We start from the raw sequence: 22,718 nt of genomic DNA on the forward strand, positions 1-22,718 counted from the left end.
ATTTTTTTGTATTTATATCCACATATTTTTTTCCTTTTATAAAATACCTTTAACTTGAATATGCTCTAAAATCTTCTTTGATAATAGCCTTTTAATATCCCTAATATCACCATGACCTGTAACGTTAATATTTTTTATTTCTTGAATTCTTTGAGTCGTAAATTCTGCTTGTAAAGATTTATCCTTTTTAATTTTTTCTATAAATTTATCTACATAATAATTAACAAATTCTTTTTTTTCATCTTCCGACAACGGATTGAATTCACACACTAAATCTAAACGTGATTGAAATTCCTTTGGCATTTCTTTATAAAATCGGTTTTGATCTATATTTGATGTAAATATAATTATGTACCCGTTAACATCATGTTCTCTTGACAAAGTATCCGTAAACTTCCCATCTTCAAGTAATTCAAGGAAAAAATTAACGATTTGATTATTTGCTTTTTCAAATTCATCGCAAAGTATTACTCCTGCCTTACTTTTCAAAATCTTATTACTAAGTTCGCCCTCTTCTGATCCAATATACCCTCTGGGACTACCAATAAGACTATTTAATGCATCTTGACTACTATAATTACCGAAGTTGATCTTTACTAATGGAGTATTAGTGTATAATTGATCTTTTAATAACTTTGCAAATTCAGTTTTACCCAATCCTGTATCACCTAAAAGAAAAATAGAAAATACTTTCTTCTCATTGATTCTGTTTAACAAAATAAAATCATAAAATGCTTTTAACAGCTGATCTTTAAACTTTTTATGTCCAAATAATCTATTGGTAATCTCTTTTACTGCTTTATTTAATTCTTCTAAAGGTAAGTCAATAATTTTTACAATATTATTTTTTTCCTTAATATCTAAACTATCATTTTCAATTGGAATAATAGTATTTACAGGTTTCACTTCATTAAAAATCAACCTAAATATTTCTAAAACTTCTTTAATTTTGTTAGTATGAGTTATGTAAGTTAAATTTGGATATTCTATAAATATTTTTTCTGAATAATAAGCAAGATTAGAATTATCTTTTATTGCCGAGACCATAGATGTAATATCAACAAAAACATCTGTTTCCTCTATAACATTTTTTATAAAGTCATTTATTAAATCTTCATTGATTTGACTAAAACTTATAAGTGGTATTTCCTTACTATTTAAGTATTCAATTATTTTTTCTAAATCGCCAGAATCTTCATAAGAATAGCATGTAATTCTTTTAAACGGTATTTTTTTTGTTTTTAGTTCACTAAATACTTTTTCGTGTTCATTATTTGTGGGATATAATGGCACTTTCTCTTTAAACAAGTGACGAAAAACATCCAATGCCTTTTCTGATAAATGCTCCAATATAATAAATTGCGTTTCTTCACTTGCAGGTAAAAAATTATTCATAGCTGGTACTATATCAGCAGTATTTACTGATAGATATTGAACTAAACTTGATATATCTATTATGGAAGCAGAATTCTCTTCAAGTAACTCTTTTGTTTCTTGAAAAATAAATGGACTTATACAGTTTCCTTTTTCTTCAGTTTCTCTATAATAATTTTCAAATTCTTCTCTATCTTTATAGGTGTATAAGATAAATCTTATCATTTTCTCCCTCTTCTTTTAAACCAACTTATAATTCTTTTAAACCAAGAAACTTCTTTTTTGTCAATTATTTCTTCCTCAAAATGAACATTTTGGATGATGGCAATAACATCCACAAAAATAAATTCTCTATTAAGATTTTTACGCTTAGGTTGGATAGTTTCTTCTTTATATGCACTTGAAAATACCTTTCTTTCTTGTACATTATCATCATTCGATTGATGTTTAAGTCCAATATCATATAAATGATTAAAAGTATTAGTGTTTATAAGTGCTTCTTGTACTATTCCTTTATATACTCCTATGATCGAAACTCTTCCTATTGTAATATCATCAATATTATAATTGCTTTCAAATTCATTTTCTAATTCCATTGGAATTTTAATGACTACCATTTCTGAGGAATTTGGCATTTCACCAAATAATAAGTACGAATAATCCTTTAGCATAGACGTTATTAGATTATTTACATCTACCCCATCAACACGAAAACCCTTGAGTGCGTCACTTCTGAATAGTTTAAACTCTCTTAAATTCTCTTCATTCAATATCTGTAAATTAACATTATCAATTTTTATCAAATCACCCTCAGAACAGGAAGAAAAATCTTTTATCTGCTTACTTCTTTTGTCTATTTGTTTTAATAAGATTGACTTGGTTGTCTTCACATCGAGAGACTCTATCATTTTTGAGGAGTTAGTATTTTTTTCTGCCAATCGTGTACCCACAAAACTTTTAATTGAAGCTAAATTATCTAATGCTGTTGAAATTGAGGCATTTGTCAAAACCGAAGTTGTTTTCTCAGATGATAAGCTATTTTCCCTTTGAATTGTAGATAGTATAACGTTATTTATCATCATGGATATTTCATACACTTTAGAAAAGTTAATATAATAAATATTAAATACCTTTTTCGGTTCAGATGACATCTTTAGCCTCCTATCAATTACGAATGCATACTTTTTGGTTACTAACCTAAAATCATCAAATTCATTATCTATGAATATACCAAAAAAATACATAATGTTAAATAAAAATATTGGTTCAAAATCTATCATTTAATTCTGGTACATATCAAATTAAAAATGATATTTTTTTACACTTATTTTACGTAATATCAAAATCTACAGTTTTTGTGCCAGCAATATTATTAAATTGGTATATTATGTTAGAATTGAAGTAACAAAATAACCAAAGGAGGTATTATGCACCCAACAGAAGTAATAGAGTTTATGGTTGTAGGTTTAGCTATTTCAGTAATCATAATTATTTCTTTTATTTTAAAAGGTAATGGGAGAAAGTTTGGATTGTTATTCGCCACAGTCGTTCTTTTAGCATATAGCGTATTTTTTATAGCTCGCCCCTATTGGATTGATTCACAAATTGAGAAAAAAGTTGAGATGTTAGAACCATATTTAGAACAACGGTATCCGAATGACGAATGGATGATTACAACGATTCCTCTTAGGGAAAATGGTTATAAACACCTTAATCCTTATTACATTGGGGTAGTTTTCAAAGACGAGCCAGAAGTAACCTATCATTATTGGGTAGAGAAGAATAACATTTACCAAGTCAGCTTTTCGACTAAAAAAGAAAATTTAGGCGAGGTAAAACGTAAAGAGAGCGAATAAACTAATGCTCTATGTTGCACCAACGAGAGATTTAGTGGTAAAGGCTATTACTACTGTTGTGTCGATAACGATTCAGTAAACTTTAAGATTAAATGTTATAATTTACATAAAAGGGGGACTAAATTATGTCTGATTGCTGTTCTACTGATGTACAGGAAGTTTCAGAAAAAAGTGGATCTGGATTGTGTCCAGCATGTAGAGGAAAAGGAAAAAAAGTGAAGATTATTACGTTAAAATCAATGCTACAACCAACGATTTTGAGTACATTAAATGCAAGCTTAACTCATTACTTTTGTTCTACAAGTAATTGCGATGTTGTTTATTTTGATACGGTTAAAAAAAAGTATTTAACTTCAGAAATCAAGGTTTCTGTACATCAAAAAAATACTTCTTTAGATGTTCCTATTTGCTATTGCTTTAATTGGACAAAAGAAAAACTGATACAGTATGTAGAAGAAGGGAGTTCTCCTAACCCTGTTGAGCATATACGGGAGAATATCCAACAAAACCGTTGTGGTTGTGAAGTAAATAACCCACAGGGAAGTTGTTGCTTAGCGAATGTAACAAGTTATATGAAAAGCCTCGAAAAATAACTAACGTTTTCGAGGTTTTTCCTTAATGGACTGCATTTCTGTTCTTAAAGAGAAGCAACTGAGTGATAACTGCCAAAATCGGTAACTCCAATAGCGGCCCAATCACTAATGTTAGAGCAATTAAAGGTTGATCGGGAAATGCAGTCATTGCAATAGCTAAAGCAATTGGTGAATTTCTCGCTAAGGTCGTTAAACTTAAACTCGTCTTGTCTTTCGTTGAGAAATTCAGCAACGCTCCAATTTTCTGTCCAATTATAAAATTGATTATAAAGAACAAAAGAATAGGGATCGTAATCTTCCACATTAAATCTAAATTGCTTAGAAGTAATTGCCCTTGTGTAGCAAACATTGCAACTATAGCGAGACTAAGAAAAAGAATAGGCAATACGCTAAATCTTGATAGTAGTTTCTCTCTAAGCGGTTCCCTTTTCTTTAGAAGTGTATTTGTAAGAACAGCTAAAACAAGTGGAATGAATAAGACAACAAGGACACTTTCGATTAAAAAAGAAAGTTGAATCACTCCTGTTGTTCCGCCAAAAATCAGAAGGTAAATAGGCAACAATATGACTTGCAAGATTAGATTCAAAGGTAAAATAGCTGTTGATAGTGTAACATTTCCTTTTGCAATACCTGTGAAGATTAAGTACCAATCCGTACATGGTGTGACCATCAGCATAATAAAGCCAATATATAAGGCTGGATTATCTCCAAGAAATATTATTGCTAAGAGCCATGCTAAAATAGGTGTCCAGACAAAATTTATGGTGACTGAAGTATATGTAAATTTGATGTTTTTAAATGCTTTTTTGATTTCCTCAATAGGAATTTGTAAGAAAGTAATATATAACATAGCTACTAATAAAGGAACAATAAAACTTTCGGCATTATCTCTAATTAGTTCTACTTGTCCTATACTTATACCTATAATTACTGCTACGAAAATAATAAGAGTATATAGCTTTTCAAATAAGTTCATTTTGTACCACACCCTAATAAAAAATGCTGACAGAATTTTATTATAACTTGACTGTATTGCTTATTAAAGTAACGAAAGCATTAGCGTTACAACGGCAAACTTTTATAATGCAGACGGAGCAGAAGAATTTAACAAAAAATACTCGATATTCGTGATAAGATATAATTAAAAAGGTGTAATCAAGTTGAAATTAAATGTGTATTCAAAAACTTTAATAATCCTTGCTATTCCTGCTATTCTCGAAAGTCTTTTACAAAGTATGGTAGGATTTGTAGATATCTTATTTATTTCTAAATTAGGATTAAAAGAAGTTGTAGCAGTAGGAATTTCAAATGCTATTCTTCAAATATATTTTGCCGTATTTTTAGCGTTGGGAACTGCTTCGACTGTATTCGTTTCACGATATTTAGGAGCGAATGAGAAGGAAAAGGTAAAGGTTATCACTTCACATTCTATTATTCTTACACTCGTAGTTGGAAGCATTTTCGGTATTATATCCTTCTTTTTTCCAGAGAATTTATTGGCATTAATGGGTGCTGAAAAAGATGTTATAGAAATCGGTTCTGTATATTTTAGGATTGTTGCTACCCCTGCTATTCTAATATCGGTAATGTTTACAATTGGTGCAATCCTTAGAGGTTCAGGGGATACCAAGACACCTTTGCGTATAGGAATTTGGATGAATATTGTTCATATTGTATTGGATTATGTCCTGATTTTTGGAGTGTTTTTTGAAGGGTTGGGACTACAAGGTGCGGCCATCGCATCCGTTATTGCACGTTTATTTGGTGTATATTTATTGTTGCATCATTTATTCATAAAAGGATTTGTTTCCTATAAGCTTAGTGAGTGGATAATAAAGATTGAGGTAATTAAGGACTTAGTAAAATTAGGTATTCCTGCATCAATGGAACGACTCTTGATGCGTTTTGGACAAGTTATTTATTTTGGTTTAATTGTTCGGATGGGTACTGAAGTTTATGCGGCCCATACATTAGCAGGGAACTTTACTATTTTTGCCTCTGTAATAGGAACAGGTATTGCAGTGGCTACCACTACACTTGTAGGAAAAAGTTTAGGGGCAGGGGATATAGAGGCAGTAAAGAATTATAGCATATCATCCATAAAACTGATGACCATTTCAATGACCACAACCTTGTTAATTACATTTCTATTGTCTTCTAAAATTAGTTCAATTTTCACTGCTGATATAGTTGTCATCGGTTTAATAACTACTGTTCTTGCCATAGATTTGATAACTCAACCAGCGACTGCAATTGTAGCTTCACTTACTGCTACTTTGCAGGCTGGTGGGGACACCAAATTCCCTATGTATATGACTGCAATAGGAATTTGGGCTATACGAACAGTAGGGGTTTATTTCCTTGGTATCTATTTAGGTTGGGGACTTGTTGGAGCTTGGATAGCTATTGGATTAGACAATTATTTTAGAGCGATCCTTTTAATTGTACGCTATCGTTCATTAAAATGGATTAAAGATTTAACTTAAAAAATTTAACAGTTCTTGTGCTAACAGAAGCGTTAGTTTAATAAATAGTTTTTACATCATAACTGAATTATACCGATAATTAAGACAAAAGTGATTCAGTTTATTTTCCTGACCTATTTAACTTTCCGTATAGTCTAACAAATCAAATAGCAAGACGATTATCATATACATGAAAAAAGGAAAAAACTTAGTATAACTTTATATGAAAATAACTTAGCAAACTATGACTTTCAGATCTCTAAATTCAAAGAGCTACTTCAAAAAATTGTAGACAGCAATATGCTGTAAAATATGTAATGTGCTTCACTTGCCTCATGCAAGTTCGAGCACATTTTTTAATTACTCCTATTGTTGACACTCTACTTCAACATCAATAGGCTTAAACACTCTTTTCAATTTTTCATCAAATTTGTTGAAGCCCTTGCTACAAATTATCTCTTTTGCCATCATTGTTACTGTAAATGTTTCAAATTCACTTAATCGTTCTAATTTTTCAATCAAGGTCTTAAGGTTAACTCCCTCTGGTATAAAAGCTTCATATACAATGGCATCTACAACACTTGAGATTAACTGAAATTTATCACTAATATAAAGGTTATTCATATACGAGTTTTGAGTCATACAAATAAGCACTGCTTCTTCATAGGTAAACAGATTTTGCATCTCTGCTTTAGCCTTTTTATAAGATTCATTTAGCATTATTAACATAGTTTTTACCTTTTCACCTGTCCCCATACACATTTGAGTGTTTGGGAAATTATCCAATGCATGTTTAATTTCATCACCCCGTAATTTAATTTCTTCTGAATAATACCAATCATCTGGATTTTCTGATTGTATTCGTTTTCGAAAACCACCTGTATTCATCAATATTTCATTTGATAATTCACGACCGTAAATAATACTTTTATAAATTTCCTCTGCCCCTTTTTGATCTACCCCATGAACAGCCATAATTTCCTCAATCATTTCACTTGAATTATAAATATCCTTAAACATATTTTATTCCTCCTCATAAAGTAAGTTAAATATTTTTATAGTTTTGCTTCAATTACATCTACGATTTCTTCCCGAGAAGCCTCACTGTATCCACCATTTAAAAGACAAGTGACCATAGCCTTTTGCTAATGGTTGTCATTTCATCAACTGTCATCATCCCTAACTTATTGTTAAGCTCATCTGGTAACTTATGATTGAAAATAATGGTATTAAGCTCGTTTTCTTCTGGAGAATTTGCTATGACAATTACAGAATTCAGGATTTTATTGAAATCTAATTCTGAAAGATTATACGTGCTTGTTAATTCTGCCACCTCCATTTCGAGTACCTCTACACTTAAATCATCAAGATAAGTTTGTAAAAAAGTTGTTTCGCATTTCATTCGTACTACCTCCTTGAAAAATCTTTAATTTCTTTCTATGATTTTATTGTATATGGACAACAAGTCTTTATGGTTGCCTCATAGGCAACAATGAAATTTTTTTGGGAGGTTAATTGCATGAGTGAAAACTTTGATTTTCAAATTGAGTTAGACTTGTTTATCAAAGATAATCAGGTCATTAAGCTTGTCGAAAAAATGTCTATTACTTTGCCTAAGAAAGAAGCTTCAATTACGTTGGGGAAGGTTTATGAAGATGACGATTTCATTCCTGAATTACATAAACGGGTGAAAAACATTGAGCAACAGCACCCATGTCCATTGGGACAACATATTGAAGAACTAATCAAGAAGAAGAATTACAAGAGCTATGCTGACTTCAGTATGCGAGCAGGAGTGACCAAAGAATATTGGCATAAAATTATTAAGGGAAAAATCAAACAACCTTCTAAAGCAAAACTACTTTGCATAGCGATTGCTCTTCGTTTAGATCTTCAAGAAACGGAGACATTACTAAGGATGGCTGGTTATAGTTTTACCAAAGATTTAACAGTATTAGAATCGATCATTGCTTATTTCATAGAAAAGAAACGATATAACATTTGGGACATTGACACACAATTAGAACGCTACGGTCAGCCCACGATCTACTCAATTAAATGAATGAACTTTATTGTTCTTCATTTGTCCAAAGAAATAATTTAATAGTCTTGCAACATGATCAGACTGATTTTTAAATTTATCATAAAACGCATCATTCAATTTCTGCTGATGAAGGAGCCTTTGCAACAGCTCAACGAGTTGCAGAAGCTCCTTTTTTGCTTCATTGAAATTCCTGAATCGAATATTGACATTGTGTTGACTGATTCCTTTTGCAATTTTGCTTGAAATTCGTACAACCTTCTTACGTAAAAGCAACTGTTCCTGTTCACTTAAATCCACTTCGGTAGTAATTCGGTATACCATTTCACAAAGTTCCAAAGATCGCTGATATAACGCACTTTTCCTGAATTCTTGTATCCACATTATTAAACCTCTTTCCCAATGATTTCCTCTATTCGACTCATCATACCGATTAACATTGCCATAATTTCCTCGGCTTTCTTATCAAGTGACTGATACTCTTCATGCGTGATATAGTTCTCCATTACGCTAATGTCCAGAAATGACCGACACTCTGCCATACTTGCCAATGCTGTATTTAGTCGATCAAATTCCTTAGCACAATAATAATTTGCATTTCCCTCAGCAATATTAGCTGATGTTGAACAAGATGCTCTCCTCAGCTGATCAACAACGTTCATTTTTTCATAAACAGGAAATCTATCTACGATGCGATAAATCTCCTTTCTAAAAAGTAAGGATTTTTTATAAACATCCAGATTTCTAAAGTTACCAATTGAATCTTTCTTTATTGTCATTAGCAAAGCCTCCTTATAACATTTCATTGTTTCAATTAAGCATCTTGGAAATAAAAATAGTTTGGAAAATGCGTAATAAATGTTTTGTGTAACGTTGGGAAGGGATGGTTGGTACGGATTAAGCCTTCAATCAAGTGCGGAGAATTGAAATCATTTGTGGTTGACACTTCTGGGGTATTACTGCGAGAGAACAAAATAAAGCTATCTACTGCACTTTCAATTTTCGTGGTTGTTACATAGCCATTTTTTGCGTTATTAAAATCATTTTCGCTGAGATCGAGGCTTACAATGATATGAACCTGCAATTCATGTGCAATTTTAACAAGTTGGTCAAGCATGACTTTTGTCTTTTCTGCTAAATTCTCCTCTATATCGATTATGAAAACCGACTTTTCACATCTTTGCTTTTGATACCTCATTCTTTCCTCTAAATGTGAAAGATCTTCTGGCAAGTCATTTTCTAAGCTAATAAACTTTACTACCTGGGATATTGGTTCAATTGCGGTTTCAAAATATTGCGGATCTCTCTGAAGGTGATTTACTAATTGCTGTGCTTGAATCGGAGTGTTTCGGTCTTGAATAAAATGATTTCTCATTAACAGCTTCATGATAAATGAAGACTTATTTTCTTGTTTACTCAGGTAGATGCAAGCAAACTTTTGTCTCGCAAAATGGTCAAGCAAGTGAACTATAAATGCCATTCGTTCATCACCTGGTTTTCCTGCAATTAGATGAACTCCTGGTGTTAACCCACCATTAAGAGAAACATCTAAATGGCTAAGTCCAAGGGACAATAAATGTGTTGTTTCACACTTAAATTTGCTAAGGTCTGTTCGGAAGCCACCTTGCAGATAGAAAAGCAATGGTGAAAAGGCCAGGTCTCCTTTCTCCTTACTAATATTCTCTACTATTTTTAGTCTTGCCTCATTTCCAACAGCAACTACATTGCTTTGCATTACGGCATTCCTCCTTAAAAATAGAAATAATTAACAGGTAAACGTTGCTACACTCATATGTCGTTCTATCTTTTTAACCTGTATGTAAAAGAAAGCTAAGGAAGAGAAATGGTTATTTGAAAAAATTCGGTTAGCAAAAGGGTTGTATCTTGAAATGAATATTAAGAGGAATAATGAAATGAGGTTGCTACCATCGTGGTTTACATTAAAATTATAGCTTACACTAAAACAAAAGTCAATGCCTATATGCAATGTATTTTGTTTTATATCTTAAATGAGATGAAGATTATTATACTTAATCTTTTGCAAACTCAACTTCCCATGATAGTTAACTAAAAATAATTATATTACCTTCACGTTAACTCAACTATTCAGCGGCCGCACATTTCTTCATTTGTTTTTGGAGGTTTCATTGCAGTCCGCCACTACAAATTAACCGTATAATTTTTTTATTTTTGCCATCAGCTTTTACTATACGGCTCAACATTTTCAGTTAGTCATAATGCCCCATCTGTCCATCTTAGATATGATAGTTTCCATTTACTGCATACTACCAACATTTAGTTAACCTTTATAAAAGTTGTGAAAACCCGTTCATTTGATTAAATAATTGAATAAAAATCTCCTATTTCATCATCAGAAGTTGTATGTTTTTCAATCCTTCTATATAAATTAAGAAAACCGTTTATACAACTTTTGAAAATGGTACATCCGTCATAGAGAAAATATCAATAATGGATGAACAGCATATGCATAAGCAAATAGAAGAGTGAAAGAATTGTATAATCTCCTATTTAGTATTTTGAACACTTCCTTCTATTTGCTTAGAATTCAATGGAAACAATGCAACCATAGGAGAATTCACTACAACAATATAATGTAAACCAATTGCCATAGAAGCCAACAATATTGGATTGAACGTTAACTATAAATTCAATGGCTTCTATAGCATTGCATTTAATGTGACATGAACACTCAACATAGAAGAATTTACTACAACTGATATACATTACAATGAATGGAAAATGCCACTATAGAAGCTACACAATTATAAATTATTGCATTGCAATCCATGATTGTATTAGTTCTATTACATTTAATCAAAACAACTTCATAGGAGATTTAATTTATACGTTATCCATTAACATTGTTGCTTTGGCACACCAAATAGAAGTAGCTTCTATTTAGATTTCAAGAATTTTATGGGGATTTCTGCTACTTCTATTTGATGTATCATCCCAGAACAAAGCAACCATAGAAGAGTTCACAGGAAAATATTTCTATACTTTTATAGTAGAGTTCCAAGATTCATCTTCTTTTGCTTAGTTCTAATGTTGCTTTGTTCCATTTACCTCATTGGTGATTTCACAGCAAATTTTTAACAAATTCCCTGCATCTAATTGAGTGTACATCATCATTTTTGTTGTATTTATCCATTGGCAGTGGATTTCATTGTACACTCTAAAAAGTTGTATTTTTTCCTACCTTCTTTTATATATAAGCGTTAATTTTATACAACTTTTTAATGATTAAAGCCAATGATTTTTCATTTGATTAAACCGATGATGGTACTAAAAGATTTTCATCGAACGAGTTTATACAACTTTTGAAGTAAAGCGATCTGTAGAAAAGAAAAAGCCAGCGGTTGCGAATCCGCCAGCTTTACTCTTTATATTTATGATGATTGCTGTAATAGATCACCAACAAAATAAATCATTTGCCCCTTATCTGGACACTTGATCTGATTTTCTTTAAAGAAACCTTCTTGCTCAAGTTCATTTAAGATTTTTTTAAAATTACTTGCACAATATATTCCTAATTTGTCCCTCACTTCCTTTTTCCTTATTTCTTCTCTTCCTTCTTTTTTCTTCTGCAATAAAACCGCTTTCGCCTTTTCTTTATTTGTGTTCGTTCTTTTCTTCTTTTCACGTTGCACTTGGATTTCATCTCTTATCAATTGAATGTTCGGAAACTGATTTACGAGCATTTGTAGTACATTTTCATTGTTCATAAAAACGATGAAGTTTGAATTTAATCGGTTGCTACGGTTCACTCGCTTCAAAGCTTGATAGATTTCCCCAGCTACAATCGAATCACGCACTTTCGTAAAATCATCTGCTGAAAATAGTTCTCCATCCTTAATTCCTTCCCCCTTGAAAAACAGATAATCGAGTACATAGGATGGAAAATCAAAGTAAGGTGTCTTCAAAATGACCGCATGTTGATAATCTTTATACGTGTTAACACCAACCAAGTTCCCAAAATAATCGACAGCAGAGTGATTTTCTAATTCAACAAATCCTAATTTAGGTTTTTGATTTACTTTTACAGGCTCATCAGTGTATTCCATAGCTAATTGGATTTCATAATCAGCTTTTCTTTCCTTATCTGTTATAAACAATGTTTTTTCCTTATGATTAAGATCAAGTCGGTTTAAGACTGTTTCAAAAAATTTCTTCTTTTTAGAAAGGGATGTTTTGCTTGTGTTTCCTTTGTAGTAGTAAAAAGTGGAGCTGGAATAGTCGTAGTATTTTGGTTGCAGTACTACGTGGAAAAGTGGGGAAAGTTCGTAGCGTTTTTCAAATTCAGCATTGGCATCTAAGATGATGTTATTTTTTAACAGTTTATATTCAATATCATGATTGAACGTATGAAAGCCCGATTGATAATACATACAGCCATTTTCTATAATATGGAGAAGGTTTTCTAAGGAAGTTTTTAATTTGGGATTGTTGGGAGCACTTTGGAGGCAGTCTTTAATGAGAGCTTGATATTCGAGGTGTTTTTCTTTATTAAAGCGAATTAAAGGGATTTTTGTTTTATAATTCTTTTCATCTTGATAGGATTGTAAAAGCATTTTTAAATCATATGCCATACTTTCTATCTCTGCTTGATTTTTGAACAAATGAGCATTTGACCAAATTGTTCCGAAATCCCGAAAAGATACACTTAATCTTTCTACTAAATGAGGAAATTCGTCTATGATGAGTACATCTCTGTCTTTAATGAAGTTGCTATGAAGCCCTCTGCAAATTTGCTGATACATTTTATGCGTAATCACCAAAATCGGTAATTTTAAAATCTCATCAACTTCTTTATGATGCTTCTGATTCATTTTGCTGTTGATATAGCCAGCAATTTTCTTTTTAGAATAACGGTTAATCTCTTGAGCCGTTTTCTTCAATGCCCCAGCTTCATCGGCTAATTCCTTCGCAAACTTCTGAACAAAAAGCACTCTTGCATCAGTTGTCATTACTAATTCAGCTAAATAAGCAAGGCCCCACCTCGTCTTTCCCGAACTCGCTTCATGATTGAATACCATAAAACGACTTGGATCCCACAATGTTCTATTAAAGATTTGTTCCTTTAATTGGAGGAAATATGACTCCGAAGCACAATTTTTGAGGAAAGTATCGGATAGTACAATATCAGTATCGGTTGACGTTACATTTTCTTGGTCTGTTTGAACGGGTAAAGGAGTAGTTGTATCAAGTTCGCTATACCATTGCTTTAAAGTGGCAATTTCGTGGGAGCAATCACTCTTAAGATCACAAAAACCATTAAGCGGAGTATTTTGGGTGAAGCGAAAATAGCAATCTTTCGTTTGTACGCTTATATCTTGTGTCGAGAATTCTTCTACACCCTCTTTGGCAATACATATTAAGTGAATATCATTGCCATCATGCGACACTTCTACATATGCCTTTCCCTTGAATTTATCAAGAACTTCAACGTATTGTTCTTTAATGCTCCCGTTTTGAACTGCATCTTTAATTGTGATTAGCACATACTTATCATTTTCAGTAATAACATAGCCAACGCCTTTATAAATTAACGAAGAAGTGCTATGACCTATTGTCGTTATAGCTTCATTATAAGATTTCCAGAACATAGACTGATTAAATTTCTTCAATACCGCACCGCCTTTACTTGTATACGGTACAAGTGTTTGATCGGCTTCGATCAAAGTGAGCCAGCGATTTTCTTGCTGAAGCTCAATAGGTACTTTGTTATAAAAGATTTGTTGTTTAGTAGACATAGAAAGAATATCTCCCTTCATAATTTTTTTATTATGATAAGAGATTTTCAACTCATTGTCAATGACTATATGCAACAATCATATAAATGTTGTTTTTAGTGTGTGACACTTTAGTTCTCATGTTTTAATATACTAAAATGATACGATAGCATTGTACTTCGCAATAAACGTAATTTGATTATGTTCTTTTTTCGCTAACCACTCCTCATTACCTAATGTGAAAACAATTAGTTCATCGTTAATGTCTAAAAGTTTACTTCCTTTTTGCTTTACTTGCTCATTAAGTGCTCCTACCACTTCTTCTCCACTAAGATCACTTTGTTCTAATATAACTGTGATATTAAAAATGAGAGTTTTTGTTTGAAAGGCTACTTCAACAGTATCCACGTAACGCTTCTGGATATTGTGAAGTTGCTGTATATGATATAGAAGCGGGGATAAATCTTCAAAACTAACGTCTTTCCTTGCGATATTAAATATGGTATGGATTATGCTAATGATGATTTCCTGCTCCTCTTTATTTATTAACCTATCACCCTCTGGCATTATAACTTTGTGTAGCCGTATCAATTCAGCAATTGTAAATTCAGCTTCTTCATTATAGTCAGCAATTAAGTTTTCATAGTTAAACGCTCGAAACACTTCATTTATGTCCAGGTTCAGTGCTGAACTCAACGCACAAACGATAGCAAAAGATGGATTTTGTTGCTCACCCGACTCCAATCTGTTAATATAAGAAGCATTTAGCGAAACGCCTAACTCATTAAATATGACTTTAGATAATTTCGCAAGTGATAATCCTTGGTTATTCCTTTCTCTTTTAATTATCAAGCCAAACTCATTTTCCATTTAAAGTTCCCCCTTTATTGCTTGTGTGCAATGTTTTCCTTATTATATCAAATCCCAAAATTCCTTGCTCCTTTAACTATATCTTTTGTTTACTATATTTTGCTATTAAATTAAAAGGAGTTAGTCCTATTAACCGAACTAACTCCTCCTTCTTTATATACTACTATCTCTATTGACCATAATACTGCTCGCCATGCTTCTCGATATCCATTGTTAAATAACGGTCATTGTCGATAATATAGTCCGTAATATGCCTGATATCATTCTCGTAATCTTTTAAGAATACAGCATAGCCATACGGCTCACCCTCTGCCCCGTTATACGCAATATCTAAGTCATGCACAATACGGTACGCTTTCTCTAAGGCAACGCTGTCCTGATTGTATCTTGCTATAATAAGCAGTTTTTGAATGTGTTCAATATCACGATGAAGATCCATGTCTGGAATTTTGCCAAACAACGCTACATTTTCAAAGATGTTTGGCTCTACGGTTTTCTCATACTTATCCCAATGGATATTGTCATACGTTCCCCAACCTTCTTCACTAAATTGATTTTTAAGGTTCGTAATAAAGGCTGTCATTTCTTCAAATTGAAGAGGTTGGTTGGCAATATTGGCTTCGATCTCTAAGCCTTTTAAGGTTTCTTCGTCATATTCATACTCATCATAGATCGTATAGACTTTTTCTTCCTCTTGCTCTGCATTGGCTTGGGCGGATTGTTGATTAGAAGTACCACAACCTGTCATAACCCCTCCTATCATAGCAAGTAATGTCAGATAGATCATATACTTTTTCAATTCAATCACCTCAAAAAAATATTTCATAGATATTTTAGGATAAAGTTATCATTCTTTCAAATATCATTTACTTTGCATATAAACTGTAATAATTTTTCCCATTAAAGCACAATCTGATTGGATGCCTAACTTATCGAAAGCTTCCTGGTAGTGTTGAAGCCATTCTATTAACTGAGTCGGCTTATAAGTTTGGTCATCTACAAAATTACATAGCACTAACCAAGTTGGTATATTCAATTTCTCGTTTAATAAGTACAAAAAGCTTAAGCGGTTTGCAAGCTGATAATATTCTTTTAACCAAACTTACTCCGAACCTGACGAACCGAAAGCAGTTTTCGTTTCATGGATTGTCGTTTTAATTTTGTTAATACTATCGTCTGCTGTTGCTTTCATTTGTGAGTATGTTTCATTGACATGAGCCTTTGCTTCAACAAGAATAAGTCCTTTTCTATCATCTTTTCCATCTACTATCGCAATTCCATCCCAAACAGGTCCCCTTCTTGTCCAATACTGCCTTAATAGCTGTTCTTGTTTCTTTAACTCTACTTCGTCTTTGATTATTGTTTTGAGAAAGTCATCTTGATATTCATGGAAGTTATCATCTCTCAACGGTGATTTCCATTCAAAAATTAGCTCTTTATTGATGAAAGACAGTAACGATGGTGAAGCTTGCAAAACTGCTTTATTAAACTCTGTTCTATGTTCATTGACGTATTTTTGTAGTTGATATTGACTGCCTTTTTCAGCATATATCATTTTTAATACCTCCACTCGATTCCATAGCCCTACTAATACGAGATTAGTGATATAACTCCTTTTTTTATTTTTACTATTATTTATGACGTTTCATCAATATCCGATTAGCTACGACAAAATTTGATATGAAATTTCTTATATTTCATATCAAACTGCATATGATAGATTATTAAAATTTCAAATCGAAAGGAGAGATCTATATTGAAAGAAACTGTTTTAATTGCCGTAGATGCAGGAAAGCACACTACTAAATCACAATTACTTCATGACGGCATCATTCACACTTGCATGTTCAGAACAAAGCTACAAGAGGTCAAAAACCTTGGAATTGAATTACAAGATGATTCGTATCACATTCACTACGATGACAAGGAGTATTTGCTGGGTAATATGGTTAGTGAAGATTACAGTAATTTTGATCTCAACAAAGCTTCCCTTCCTCACAAACTTGCCATCTACACCACTATCATCTGCTTACTTCAAAAAGCAGGATTAGAGCCCCATCAAGTCAATCTTCGTTTAGCTGTAAATATACCCATTAACTTTTATGCTGATTTAACATTTAAGGAAAGCTATAAAAACTTCATTGAAAACAACGGAAACCTCACCTTACTTTCAGTAAATGGAAAAACCTATAATTTCCGACTTTCTAATATTACAGTTTGCTTTGAGGGCATGGGAATTGTCTACGAAAAAATGGATGAATATGATAACAAGGACTTGCAGACGATTATCATTGATATTGGTGGTCTAAACGTTAATTATTGCACCTTTAATGGTATTCAACCTGTTTTTGACACGATGACTATCAGCAACATGGGCATTAACATTTTAAAAGGAAAGATCGGGAAGAGCCTTAGTGAAAGATTCGGGATAGCTCTGTCACAAAGCGACTTAGAAAGAATAATAAAGCAAGGGTATTTAACACACAAAGGTACTATTAACATGGAAAGTAAACAACTTATCGAGCAAATCAAGAAGGAACATTTCCAACAAATTATTCAATTTGCTCAGAGTAAAGGCTATACGTTTAACAATGCAGAAATCCAATTCTCTGGTGGTGGATCATTGCTATTAAAAAATTTAATTGAAAAGGAATTTTCAAGTGCGAGCATTGTTGTTAATCCCGTTTTTGCAAATGTGCGTAGTTTCTTGAAAATTTTGGAGGTTAAAAATGCGTAATGGAGAGAATTCGTTTTACAGTTAGCTTATTACCAGAGGATACTGACATTATTGCTCATTTGGAAAAAGTAAAAGAGCATAGCACTATTAGTTTATACGTCAGAAATTTAATTCGCCAAGACATTAGTAGAGGAAGTAAAAATTCGGATGATTTAGTAGATAAAGTGATTGAAAGGTTAAGAGCTAATCATAAAGTATCATTCAACGTGAACAAAAACCTTAAGCAAGAGATTAGCAAAAAGCAGATGGAACTAATCAATTCATTGTTTTAAAAGGAATAGGGAGCAAATTTTCTGGCTCCCTATTCCTTTATTATATTCAGCTAACTCCCAATGCCTTAAACACCGCATCGGTTGGATCGGAGTAAAAAACAGGCTGTACCTTCACCAACAAATCAGGAGGTACGGTTTGAAAATCCACAACAGAAGATGCTGGTATTAACACCTTCTTTGCCCCTGCATCTACACATACTTGTAAAACGTTTGCGAACTCTTCTACTTTAGAGATCGTACCACCCACTGTCATGTTTCCAATCACGACCATGCTTTCTTGAACAGGCTTTTCTAATGCTCCTGAACATAGTCCTATTAACTCCGCAATCGCAAGTTCTTCAGTTAGTCCAATCCCTTGCAAGTCACTGATATGCATGAGATAATCTTTCGTTTTCGTGCTTATAGAATTGCTTATACTTTTACTATTCGCTGTAAAGTAGCGGAATGCTGTATCTAAGCTTTCTTTAGCCCCACGATGAGAGCCCACACCAGATTTATCAAACTTACCTGTACCACTTACCACTTGATTTTCAAGCTTATAGACACCAATCATTCCAGAATTACCATGACCTACAACATATACATGACCAGGTTTTCCCATACCTTCTGGAATCAACTTGCCTCCGCCTTGTTCTGGGACAGAAACATATTCTTCATTCATGGACTCTTTATCAATATACGAGAACATGACATCGTAAAACTCCATGCCACCTATTTTCTTTAACTGCTCTTTTACTCTCCGTCTTCCTTCAAGAGCATATTGCAATACTTCTTCAATATCATCTTTTGTGTACTCTCCATGTGGATACAAGAGCTTTACTAATCCAGAAACGGTTTTACGTACAGCTACCGTATCACGTTGGTTTAAGTTATTGCCCAACTTGTAATAGCGATCAATGGAATCAGCAAATGACCGTTTCCTCATCTCTCTAAAAAATTCAGCGATATAATCCACGATAAAACCGTATTTATCGGTAAAAAAGTCGGGCCGCATTTTCGGGATTTCCCAACCAGGCAAGTAATAGTGCATACGATCAAAAAATGCAGTATCGTTCGCCATTTCTTCTGGAAACGGAGCAAATAAGTGAGAAGTTTTAATTAAAGAATCGACACTTTGGTTAATGTTGCCGACAAAAACCATACTTGCAGAAGCTGTTTTCTCTTCCTTCCCTCTTGCAAATGATCCTGATGCCATGTAATCTTTCATAATTTGAATGCCATCTTTGTCCTTAAATTTAATACCCGCTACTTCATCAAACGCTACACAATCCCATAGCCCAACAAGCCCTATTTTTCTTGTAGACATATTATAGAAAAGGTTGGCTACCGATGACTGTCCGCCTGAAACGAGGATACTATTTGGTGATATCTCCTTATATACATGAGATTTCCCTGTTCCCCTCGGTCCTAATTCGCACATATTATAGTTGTTTTCAACTAAAGGAACGAGCCTTAGTAGTAAGTGCCACTTAACCTTCTCTTCTATTTGCGTTGGCTCCATTCCTGTTGAACGAATGAGTACGTCAATCCACTCTTCTTTTGTAAAGTTCTTTCTACCTTCTATAATTTCAGAGAGATCCATGTTCGGCATTTGGATTGGCTTTAAGCTACTTACACTAAAAGGATTGGAGTTTTTTACTTCTTCATCATAGAAGTAATCAATTTTAATCATGCACCAAATTCCACCTGCCAAAAGCTTGTCAAACTCTTTAACAAAATTAGAACCGATTGGTACACCTTTTAACCCGAGGTTAGAGAACTCTGCTTCATACGTATCAATTTTAGCATTTAACGTAACCGTTACTTTATCGATAATGGAGTATTGTCCAAGCTCTTTTATTTTCGACTTAATTTTCTCAGCTTCATCAGGTCTTACATAGTTATCAGATAAAATCTTTTTAACTCGTTCTACCCCTTCTCGAATACTTTCCTCATCATCCGTTGCACAGTACATCCCAAGAAGGTATTCCAAAACATAGACAGGGACATTGGCTCCCTCTTTAATAAGCTTTGTTAAATCTTTTCGAACTACACGCCCAGCAAAAACATCATTCAACTTTTTATCTAAGTCCGTTGTTGGTATATCCCTTACTTGCTCTTCCATTCACAGCCCTCCTATCCCCTAAAAATCAAAATCACTGACAATACCTAAATTGATCGTAAAAGGAATTCTATCAACAGTTACCTGTGTTTCTGTATCTTTAATGACTAAGTAGTAAGTTTTACCCCTGTCATATGGAATTGATTTTAATACAAATCGAAGCTTAAATGTACGGTCTTCTGGATTGTCAAACTCACGATCACCGATAATGGTTTCTTCATTAGAAATAACGCTTCCGTCTTCATCAGCCATATAAATGACAACCGTTCGTGCAATCATTTTTTCTTCAACTTTTTCCGTTTGGAAGAAGGATAGATTAAAAATGCTATTCGTAATTTTTCTTGTCGTATTCGTTAGTTTAATATCAACCTTTTTAATCTCCTTAGTCCCTTTTTGTCCACTACGCTTATTTTTAAACATGAGTAGAGGCACGACAACTTCCTGAAGACTTGCCCCACCATGAACAAAGTTCACACCAGAGCCTTGAATTTTAAAGCGGATCGTAGCATTCGGAACATAAGCTGTTAGTTGCTGTTCATTTTTAACAACGGAACTTAAATCAATGTTTAAAAGTCCTGATACTTCTCGTTTTTCCGTTGATAGCATGTATCTACGTTTCACTTCAATCGTATCCAACTTCTCTTTTTCCATCTTATCGCTTTCTTCAAGAGCTTCTCGTTGATAGAGGAAACCATGATCTGCAGTAATATAAATGTTAACCCCACTCAAATCATCACGTATGATTTTTACAAGGTCGTAAATTTCATTCATTGCCTTTTCAACCGCATTAAACGTATAGATTTCAGTCGAGGCTTTATCACCCATTGCATCAATCGTGTCATGATAAATATAAATCAGCTTTTTCCCTTTGAAATATTCCCTTCTGCCAGCCTTGTTCATGTTGAACACATCTTGAAAATGAATTGCTACACTTTCACTTTCAGCTTTTGCAATAATTTTTTTACGGTTCTCAAGTCCCGATGAATCCTTGCCATCAACAAGAACTCTTGCGTTTCCATCAAAATCAATGGAACGGTATGGCAACAATGATGCCATTCCGAGCTTCGTCACTGACGGGATAACTCCTAACATTGTTTCTACTTCACAGCTACCTAACGTTTCTGCATTCAGGCGTTCGCTAATTTCCACGCCTACTTCATAACGCATAGCATCGGATATAATGACAAAGACACGTTCTCCTTTACTCATTTTAGAAGAAACAATATTTCGATAAAAATCTTGTTGGTTACTAACTCCTGGTAGAGACCACTGTTCTCTTAGCTCCGTACTAACCGCTTGTGACCAATGGGAACTCAATTCACCTTGATACCAATTCGTATATATGTTTTCTACCATCAGTTTCAGCTTTTTTAACAACTCATTATTGGATTCCTGGTCATACGCCACATAAAACTTTCGATAATACGTATCCATGACATAATATTTGTTCACATAGGCTTCATACATTTCGACAGCTTGTCCTTGTGGAATACGAGCTTCTTGTTCTTTATAAAATTGATGAATCTTGACTGTATAATAGAGAGCTTCATAGATGTTTTCATACGTTTCATAGAAATGCTTGGCTCTTCTCAATTTAATGAGCTTAATGTACTCTTCATAATCTTCCAAATTTGTTGAAAGGCTGTTAGCGATGTAAATGATTATGGTTCGATCAAAATAAGGGAAAATATCGGCTTGTTTAAATGATTCGACAGAAATTTGATTTACAAGATCAGAAAGCTGGATTTCTTGCTCGATTAACTTAGCGTATTCGTTATACACTTCGTAATCCGTTTTATGATGCATCCAATGGTCAATAAAAACTAACCCATTTGTTTTGTTACGCTGTGCAATGTAATCCTTAATATTAGATAGATAGCTTTCGTCAATGGAATGACTCAATGCCGTTACGGTTAAGTGCATGAATAGCATTTTTAATGAATTTGTTTCTCTCTCGTAGCCATAATGATTAGCAACATACTTCCAAAACACTTCCGTATCAAAAAACTTCTCCAACAATTCAAGATATTTATTTTCTTCGTCATTTAACGAATCCATCAATACTGTTTTTACAATCGTTTCAAAGTCGAGTGTTTTCACATTACATAGCACTGCCATGATTATCATTTCAATCGTTTCTTCTGTAAAGGATTCTGTGCTAAACGCTTGAAACTTCTTGTAGCGATCCTTGTTGTTAAAGAACTTCTCATATTTCTTTACAACCATTCGTAATGAGGAATCAATATGTAAATCATTTAATAGTAATGAAATCTTATCAGCGTAAAACGTCTTGGAATAAAGTACCGTATCAATCACCCAATTATCCTCTACGCCAAGCTCTAAGTTTGTGTAAATTAAGTAATGAGAAGTCGGATCTTCCTCTTCTAATAGATATTTCGTATAAAAGTTATTCTTTTCCGTCAACTGATGGACTTTCACGTTATCAATGGCAATTTGGTCAATGTCCTCAGCAAATTCGTTATCTTTATCGAACCAAAAAATGATTTTACGCTGTTCACCATCATTGAGTGGTTGACTGAAATGTTCTGTCAAAGTCGATATGACTTGGGTTAAGTTCAAATAATTCACCTTCTTTCCATTTATCCATCGATATAGACTGAATAAATCGAGTAACTTATTTTTTTGCAAAGAAGAA

20 protein-coding genes are annotated in these 22,718 nt (G+C 33.2%); 6 read left to right on the forward strand and 14 right to left on the reverse strand.

What is annotated here, in order from left to right; translation table 11 throughout:
* Positions 1-36: 36 nt before the first annotated feature.
* A complete protein-coding gene (locus tag T323_RS27995) occupies positions 37-1,599 on the reverse strand; it encodes an AAA family ATPase (RefSeq protein WP_051556524.1) in 1,563 nt (520 codons plus the stop codon).
* Positions 1,596-2,525 (reverse strand): hypothetical protein, encoded by a 930-nt coding sequence (locus tag T323_RS0113445; RefSeq protein WP_026673759.1) that lies wholly within the window; start codon positions 2,523-2,525, stop codon positions 1,596-1,598. The genes T323_RS27995 and T323_RS0113445 overlap by 4 nt, the downstream gene beginning before the upstream one ends.
* A 276-nt stretch (positions 2,526-2,801) precedes the next feature.
* Between T323_RS0113445 and T323_RS0113450 the strand changes: the two genes are divergently transcribed.
* Positions 2,802-3,230: a hypothetical protein gene (locus tag T323_RS0113450; protein ID WP_026673760.1), complete on the forward strand. Its 429-nt coding sequence runs from the start codon at positions 2,802-2,804 to the stop codon at positions 3,228-3,230.
* Positions 3,231-3,355: 125 nt separating this feature from the next.
* The gene (locus T323_RS0113455; protein ID WP_026673761.1) at positions 3,356-3,823 is read left to right on the forward strand and encodes a putative iron-sulfur cluster-binding metallochaperone; all 468 of its coding nucleotides are present in this window, start codon (positions 3,356-3,358) and stop codon (positions 3,821-3,823) included.
* 22 nt (positions 3,824-3,845) lie between these two features.
* On the opposite strand, the gene T323_RS0113460 is transcribed toward T323_RS0113455, so the two are convergent.
* Positions 3,846-4,799, reverse strand: coding sequence for an arsenic resistance protein (locus T323_RS0113460; protein ID WP_026673762.1), 954 nt, complete (start codon positions 4,797-4,799; stop codon positions 3,846-3,848).
* A gap of 184 nt (positions 4,800-4,983) precedes the next feature.
* On the opposite strand from T323_RS0113460, the gene T323_RS0113465 reads away from it, so the two are divergent.
* Positions 4,984-6,309, forward strand: coding sequence for an MATE family efflux transporter (locus tag T323_RS0113465; protein WP_051556525.1), 1,326 nt, complete (start codon positions 4,984-4,986; stop codon positions 6,307-6,309).
* A 345-nt stretch (positions 6,310-6,654) separates the two neighbouring features.
* Here the strand turns inward: T323_RS0113465 and T323_RS0113470 are convergent, their stop codons facing one another.
* Both T323_RS0113470 and T323_RS0113475 read right to left on the reverse strand, forming a co-directional pair.
* Complete coding sequence (locus tag T323_RS0113470) at positions 6,655-7,308, reverse strand: hypothetical protein (RefSeq protein WP_026673764.1); 654 nt, start codon at positions 7,306-7,308, stop codon at positions 6,655-6,657.
* A gap of 97 nt (positions 7,309-7,405) precedes the next feature.
* Positions 7,406-7,690 carry a hypothetical protein gene (locus tag T323_RS0113475; protein WP_026673765.1) on the reverse strand — a complete coding sequence of 95 codons (285 nt, stop codon included), beginning with the start codon at positions 7,688-7,690 and terminating at the stop codon, positions 7,406-7,408.
* A gap of 117 nt (positions 7,691-7,807) precedes the next feature.
* Between T323_RS0113475 and T323_RS0113480 the strand changes: the two genes are divergently transcribed.
* Positions 7,808-8,350: a helix-turn-helix domain-containing protein gene (locus T323_RS0113480; protein WP_026673766.1), complete on the forward strand. Its 543-nt coding sequence runs from the start codon at positions 7,808-7,810 to the stop codon at positions 8,348-8,350.
* Here the strand turns inward: T323_RS0113480 and T323_RS0113485 are convergent.
* The 7 genes from T323_RS0113485 to T323_RS0113515 all read right to left on the reverse strand — a co-directional run bounded on the left by T323_RS0113485 (position 8,339) and on the right by T323_RS0113515 (position 16,507).
* On the reverse strand, positions 8,339-8,713 hold the full coding sequence (locus T323_RS0113485) for a four helix bundle protein (RefSeq protein WP_026673767.1): 375 nt from the start codon (positions 8,711-8,713) through the stop codon (positions 8,339-8,341). The genes T323_RS0113480 and T323_RS0113485 overlap by 12 nt on opposite strands.
* 2 nt (positions 8,714-8,715) lie before the next feature.
* Positions 8,716-9,108 carry a four helix bundle protein gene (locus tag T323_RS0113490; RefSeq protein WP_035178686.1) on the reverse strand — a complete coding sequence of 131 codons (393 nt, stop codon included), beginning with the start codon at positions 9,106-9,108 and terminating at the stop codon, positions 8,716-8,718.
* Between the two features lie 35 nt (positions 9,109-9,143).
* Complete coding sequence (locus tag T323_RS0113495) at positions 9,144-10,064, reverse strand: DnaB-like helicase C-terminal domain-containing protein (protein ID WP_026673769.1); 921 nt, start codon at positions 10,062-10,064, stop codon at positions 9,144-9,146.
* A 1,675-nt stretch (positions 10,065-11,739) separates the two neighbouring features.
* A complete protein-coding gene (locus T323_RS0113500) occupies positions 11,740-14,103 on the reverse strand; it encodes a hypothetical protein (protein WP_026673770.1) in 2,364 nt (787 codons plus the stop codon).
* Positions 14,104-14,235: 132 nt separating this feature from the next.
* Entirely contained in the window at positions 14,236-14,952 is a 717-nt protein-coding gene (locus T323_RS28000; protein WP_026673771.1) for a helix-turn-helix domain-containing protein, read from the reverse strand.
* Positions 14,953-15,121: 169 nt separating this feature from the next.
* The gene (locus T323_RS0113510) at positions 15,122-15,751 is read right to left on the reverse strand and encodes a hypothetical protein (protein ID WP_156942450.1); all 630 of its coding nucleotides are present in this window, start codon (positions 15,749-15,751) and stop codon (positions 15,122-15,124) included.
* A gap of 303 nt (positions 15,752-16,054) precedes the next feature.
* Complete coding sequence (locus T323_RS0113515) at positions 16,055-16,507, reverse strand: hypothetical protein (protein ID WP_026673773.1); 453 nt, start codon at positions 16,505-16,507, stop codon at positions 16,055-16,057.
* Positions 16,508-16,708: 201 nt separating this feature from the next.
* Here T323_RS0113515 and T323_RS0113520 point away from each other — a divergent pair, with 201 nt between their 5' ends.
* The gene (locus T323_RS0113520; RefSeq protein WP_026673774.1) at positions 16,709-17,689 is read left to right on the forward strand and encodes a ParM/StbA family protein; all 981 of its coding nucleotides are present in this window, start codon (positions 16,709-16,711) and stop codon (positions 17,687-17,689) included.
* Complete coding sequence (locus T323_RS0113525) at positions 17,689-17,961, forward strand: hypothetical protein (RefSeq protein WP_026673775.1); 273 nt, start codon at positions 17,689-17,691, stop codon at positions 17,959-17,961. The genes T323_RS0113520 and T323_RS0113525 overlap by 1 nt, the downstream gene beginning before the upstream one ends.
* A 46-nt stretch (positions 17,962-18,007) precedes the next feature.
* Here T323_RS0113525 and brxL read toward each other — a convergent pair whose 3' ends face one another.
* Both brxL and pglZ read right to left on the reverse strand, forming a co-directional pair.
* Positions 18,008-20,065 (reverse strand): protease Lon-related BREX system protein BrxL, encoded by a 2,058-nt coding sequence (gene brxL / locus T323_RS0113530; protein ID WP_026673776.1) that lies wholly within the window; start codon positions 20,063-20,065, stop codon positions 18,008-18,010.
* A gap of 18 nt (positions 20,066-20,083) precedes the next feature.
* The gene (gene pglZ, locus T323_RS0113535) at positions 20,084-22,711 is read right to left on the reverse strand and encodes a BREX-1 system phosphatase PglZ type A (RefSeq protein ID WP_308417650.1); all 2,628 of its coding nucleotides are present in this window, start codon (positions 22,709-22,711) and stop codon (positions 20,084-20,086) included.
* Positions 22,712-22,718: the final 7 nt, after the last annotated feature.

Origin of the sequence: Alkalihalobacillus bogoriensis ATCC BAA-922, from assembly GCF_000621445.1 — a bacterium.
GTDB lineage: Bacteria > Bacillota > Bacilli > Bacillales > Bacillaceae_F > Bacillus_AO > Bacillus_AO bogoriense.

What these genes read in the sequence shown, in the direction of transcription:
- T323_RS27995 (WP_051556524.1), bottom strand. Translation starts at nt 1,599, where the DNA reads ATGATAAGATTTATCTTATACACCTATAAAGATAGAGAAGAATTTGAA.
- T323_RS0113445 (WP_026673759.1), bottom strand. Translation starts at nt 2,525, where the DNA reads ATGTCATCTGAACCGAAAAAGGTATTTAATATTTATTATATTAACTTT.
- T323_RS0113450 (WP_026673760.1), top strand. Translation starts at nt 2,802, where the DNA reads ATGCACCCAACAGAAGTAATAGAGTTTATGGTTGTAGGTTTAGCTATT.
- T323_RS0113455 (WP_026673761.1), top strand. Translation starts at nt 3,356, where the DNA reads ATGTCTGATTGCTGTTCTACTGATGTACAGGAAGTTTCAGAAAAAAGT.
- T323_RS0113460 (WP_026673762.1), bottom strand. Translation starts at nt 4,799, where the DNA reads ATGAACTTATTTGAAAAGCTATATACTCTTATTATTTTCGTAGCAGTA.
- T323_RS0113470 (WP_026673764.1), bottom strand. Translation starts at nt 7,308, where the DNA reads ATGTTTAAGGATATTTATAATTCAAGTGAAATGATTGAGGAAATTATG.
- T323_RS0113475 (WP_026673765.1), bottom strand. Translation starts at nt 7,690, where the DNA reads ATGAAATGCGAAACAACTTTTTTACAAACTTATCTTGATGATTTAAGT.
- T323_RS0113480 (WP_026673766.1), top strand. Translation starts at nt 7,808, where the DNA reads ATGAGTGAAAACTTTGATTTTCAAATTGAGTTAGACTTGTTTATCAAA.
- T323_RS0113485 (WP_026673767.1), bottom strand. Translation starts at nt 8,713, where the DNA reads ATGTGGATACAAGAATTCAGGAAAAGTGCGTTATATCAGCGATCTTTG.
- T323_RS0113490 (WP_035178686.1), bottom strand. Translation starts at nt 9,108, where the DNA reads ATGACAATAAAGAAAGATTCAATTGGTAACTTTAGAAATCTGGATGTT.
- T323_RS0113495 (WP_026673769.1), bottom strand. Translation starts at nt 10,064, where the DNA reads ATGCAAAGCAATGTAGTTGCTGTTGGAAATGAGGCAAGACTAAAAATA.
- T323_RS0113500 (WP_026673770.1), bottom strand. Translation starts at nt 14,103, where the DNA reads ATGTCTACTAAACAACAAATCTTTTATAACAAAGTACCTATTGAGCTT.
- T323_RS28000 (WP_026673771.1), bottom strand. Translation starts at nt 14,952, where the DNA reads ATGGAAAATGAGTTTGGCTTGATAATTAAAAGAGAAAGGAATAACCAA.
- T323_RS0113515 (WP_026673773.1), bottom strand. Translation starts at nt 16,507, where the DNA reads ATGATATATGCTGAAAAAGGCAGTCAATATCAACTACAAAAATACGTC.
- T323_RS0113525 (WP_026673775.1), top strand. Translation starts at nt 17,689, where the DNA reads ATGGAGAGAATTCGTTTTACAGTTAGCTTATTACCAGAGGATACTGAC.
- brxL (WP_026673776.1), bottom strand. Translation starts at nt 20,065, where the DNA reads ATGGAAGAGCAAGTAAGGGATATACCAACAACGGACTTAGATAAAAAG.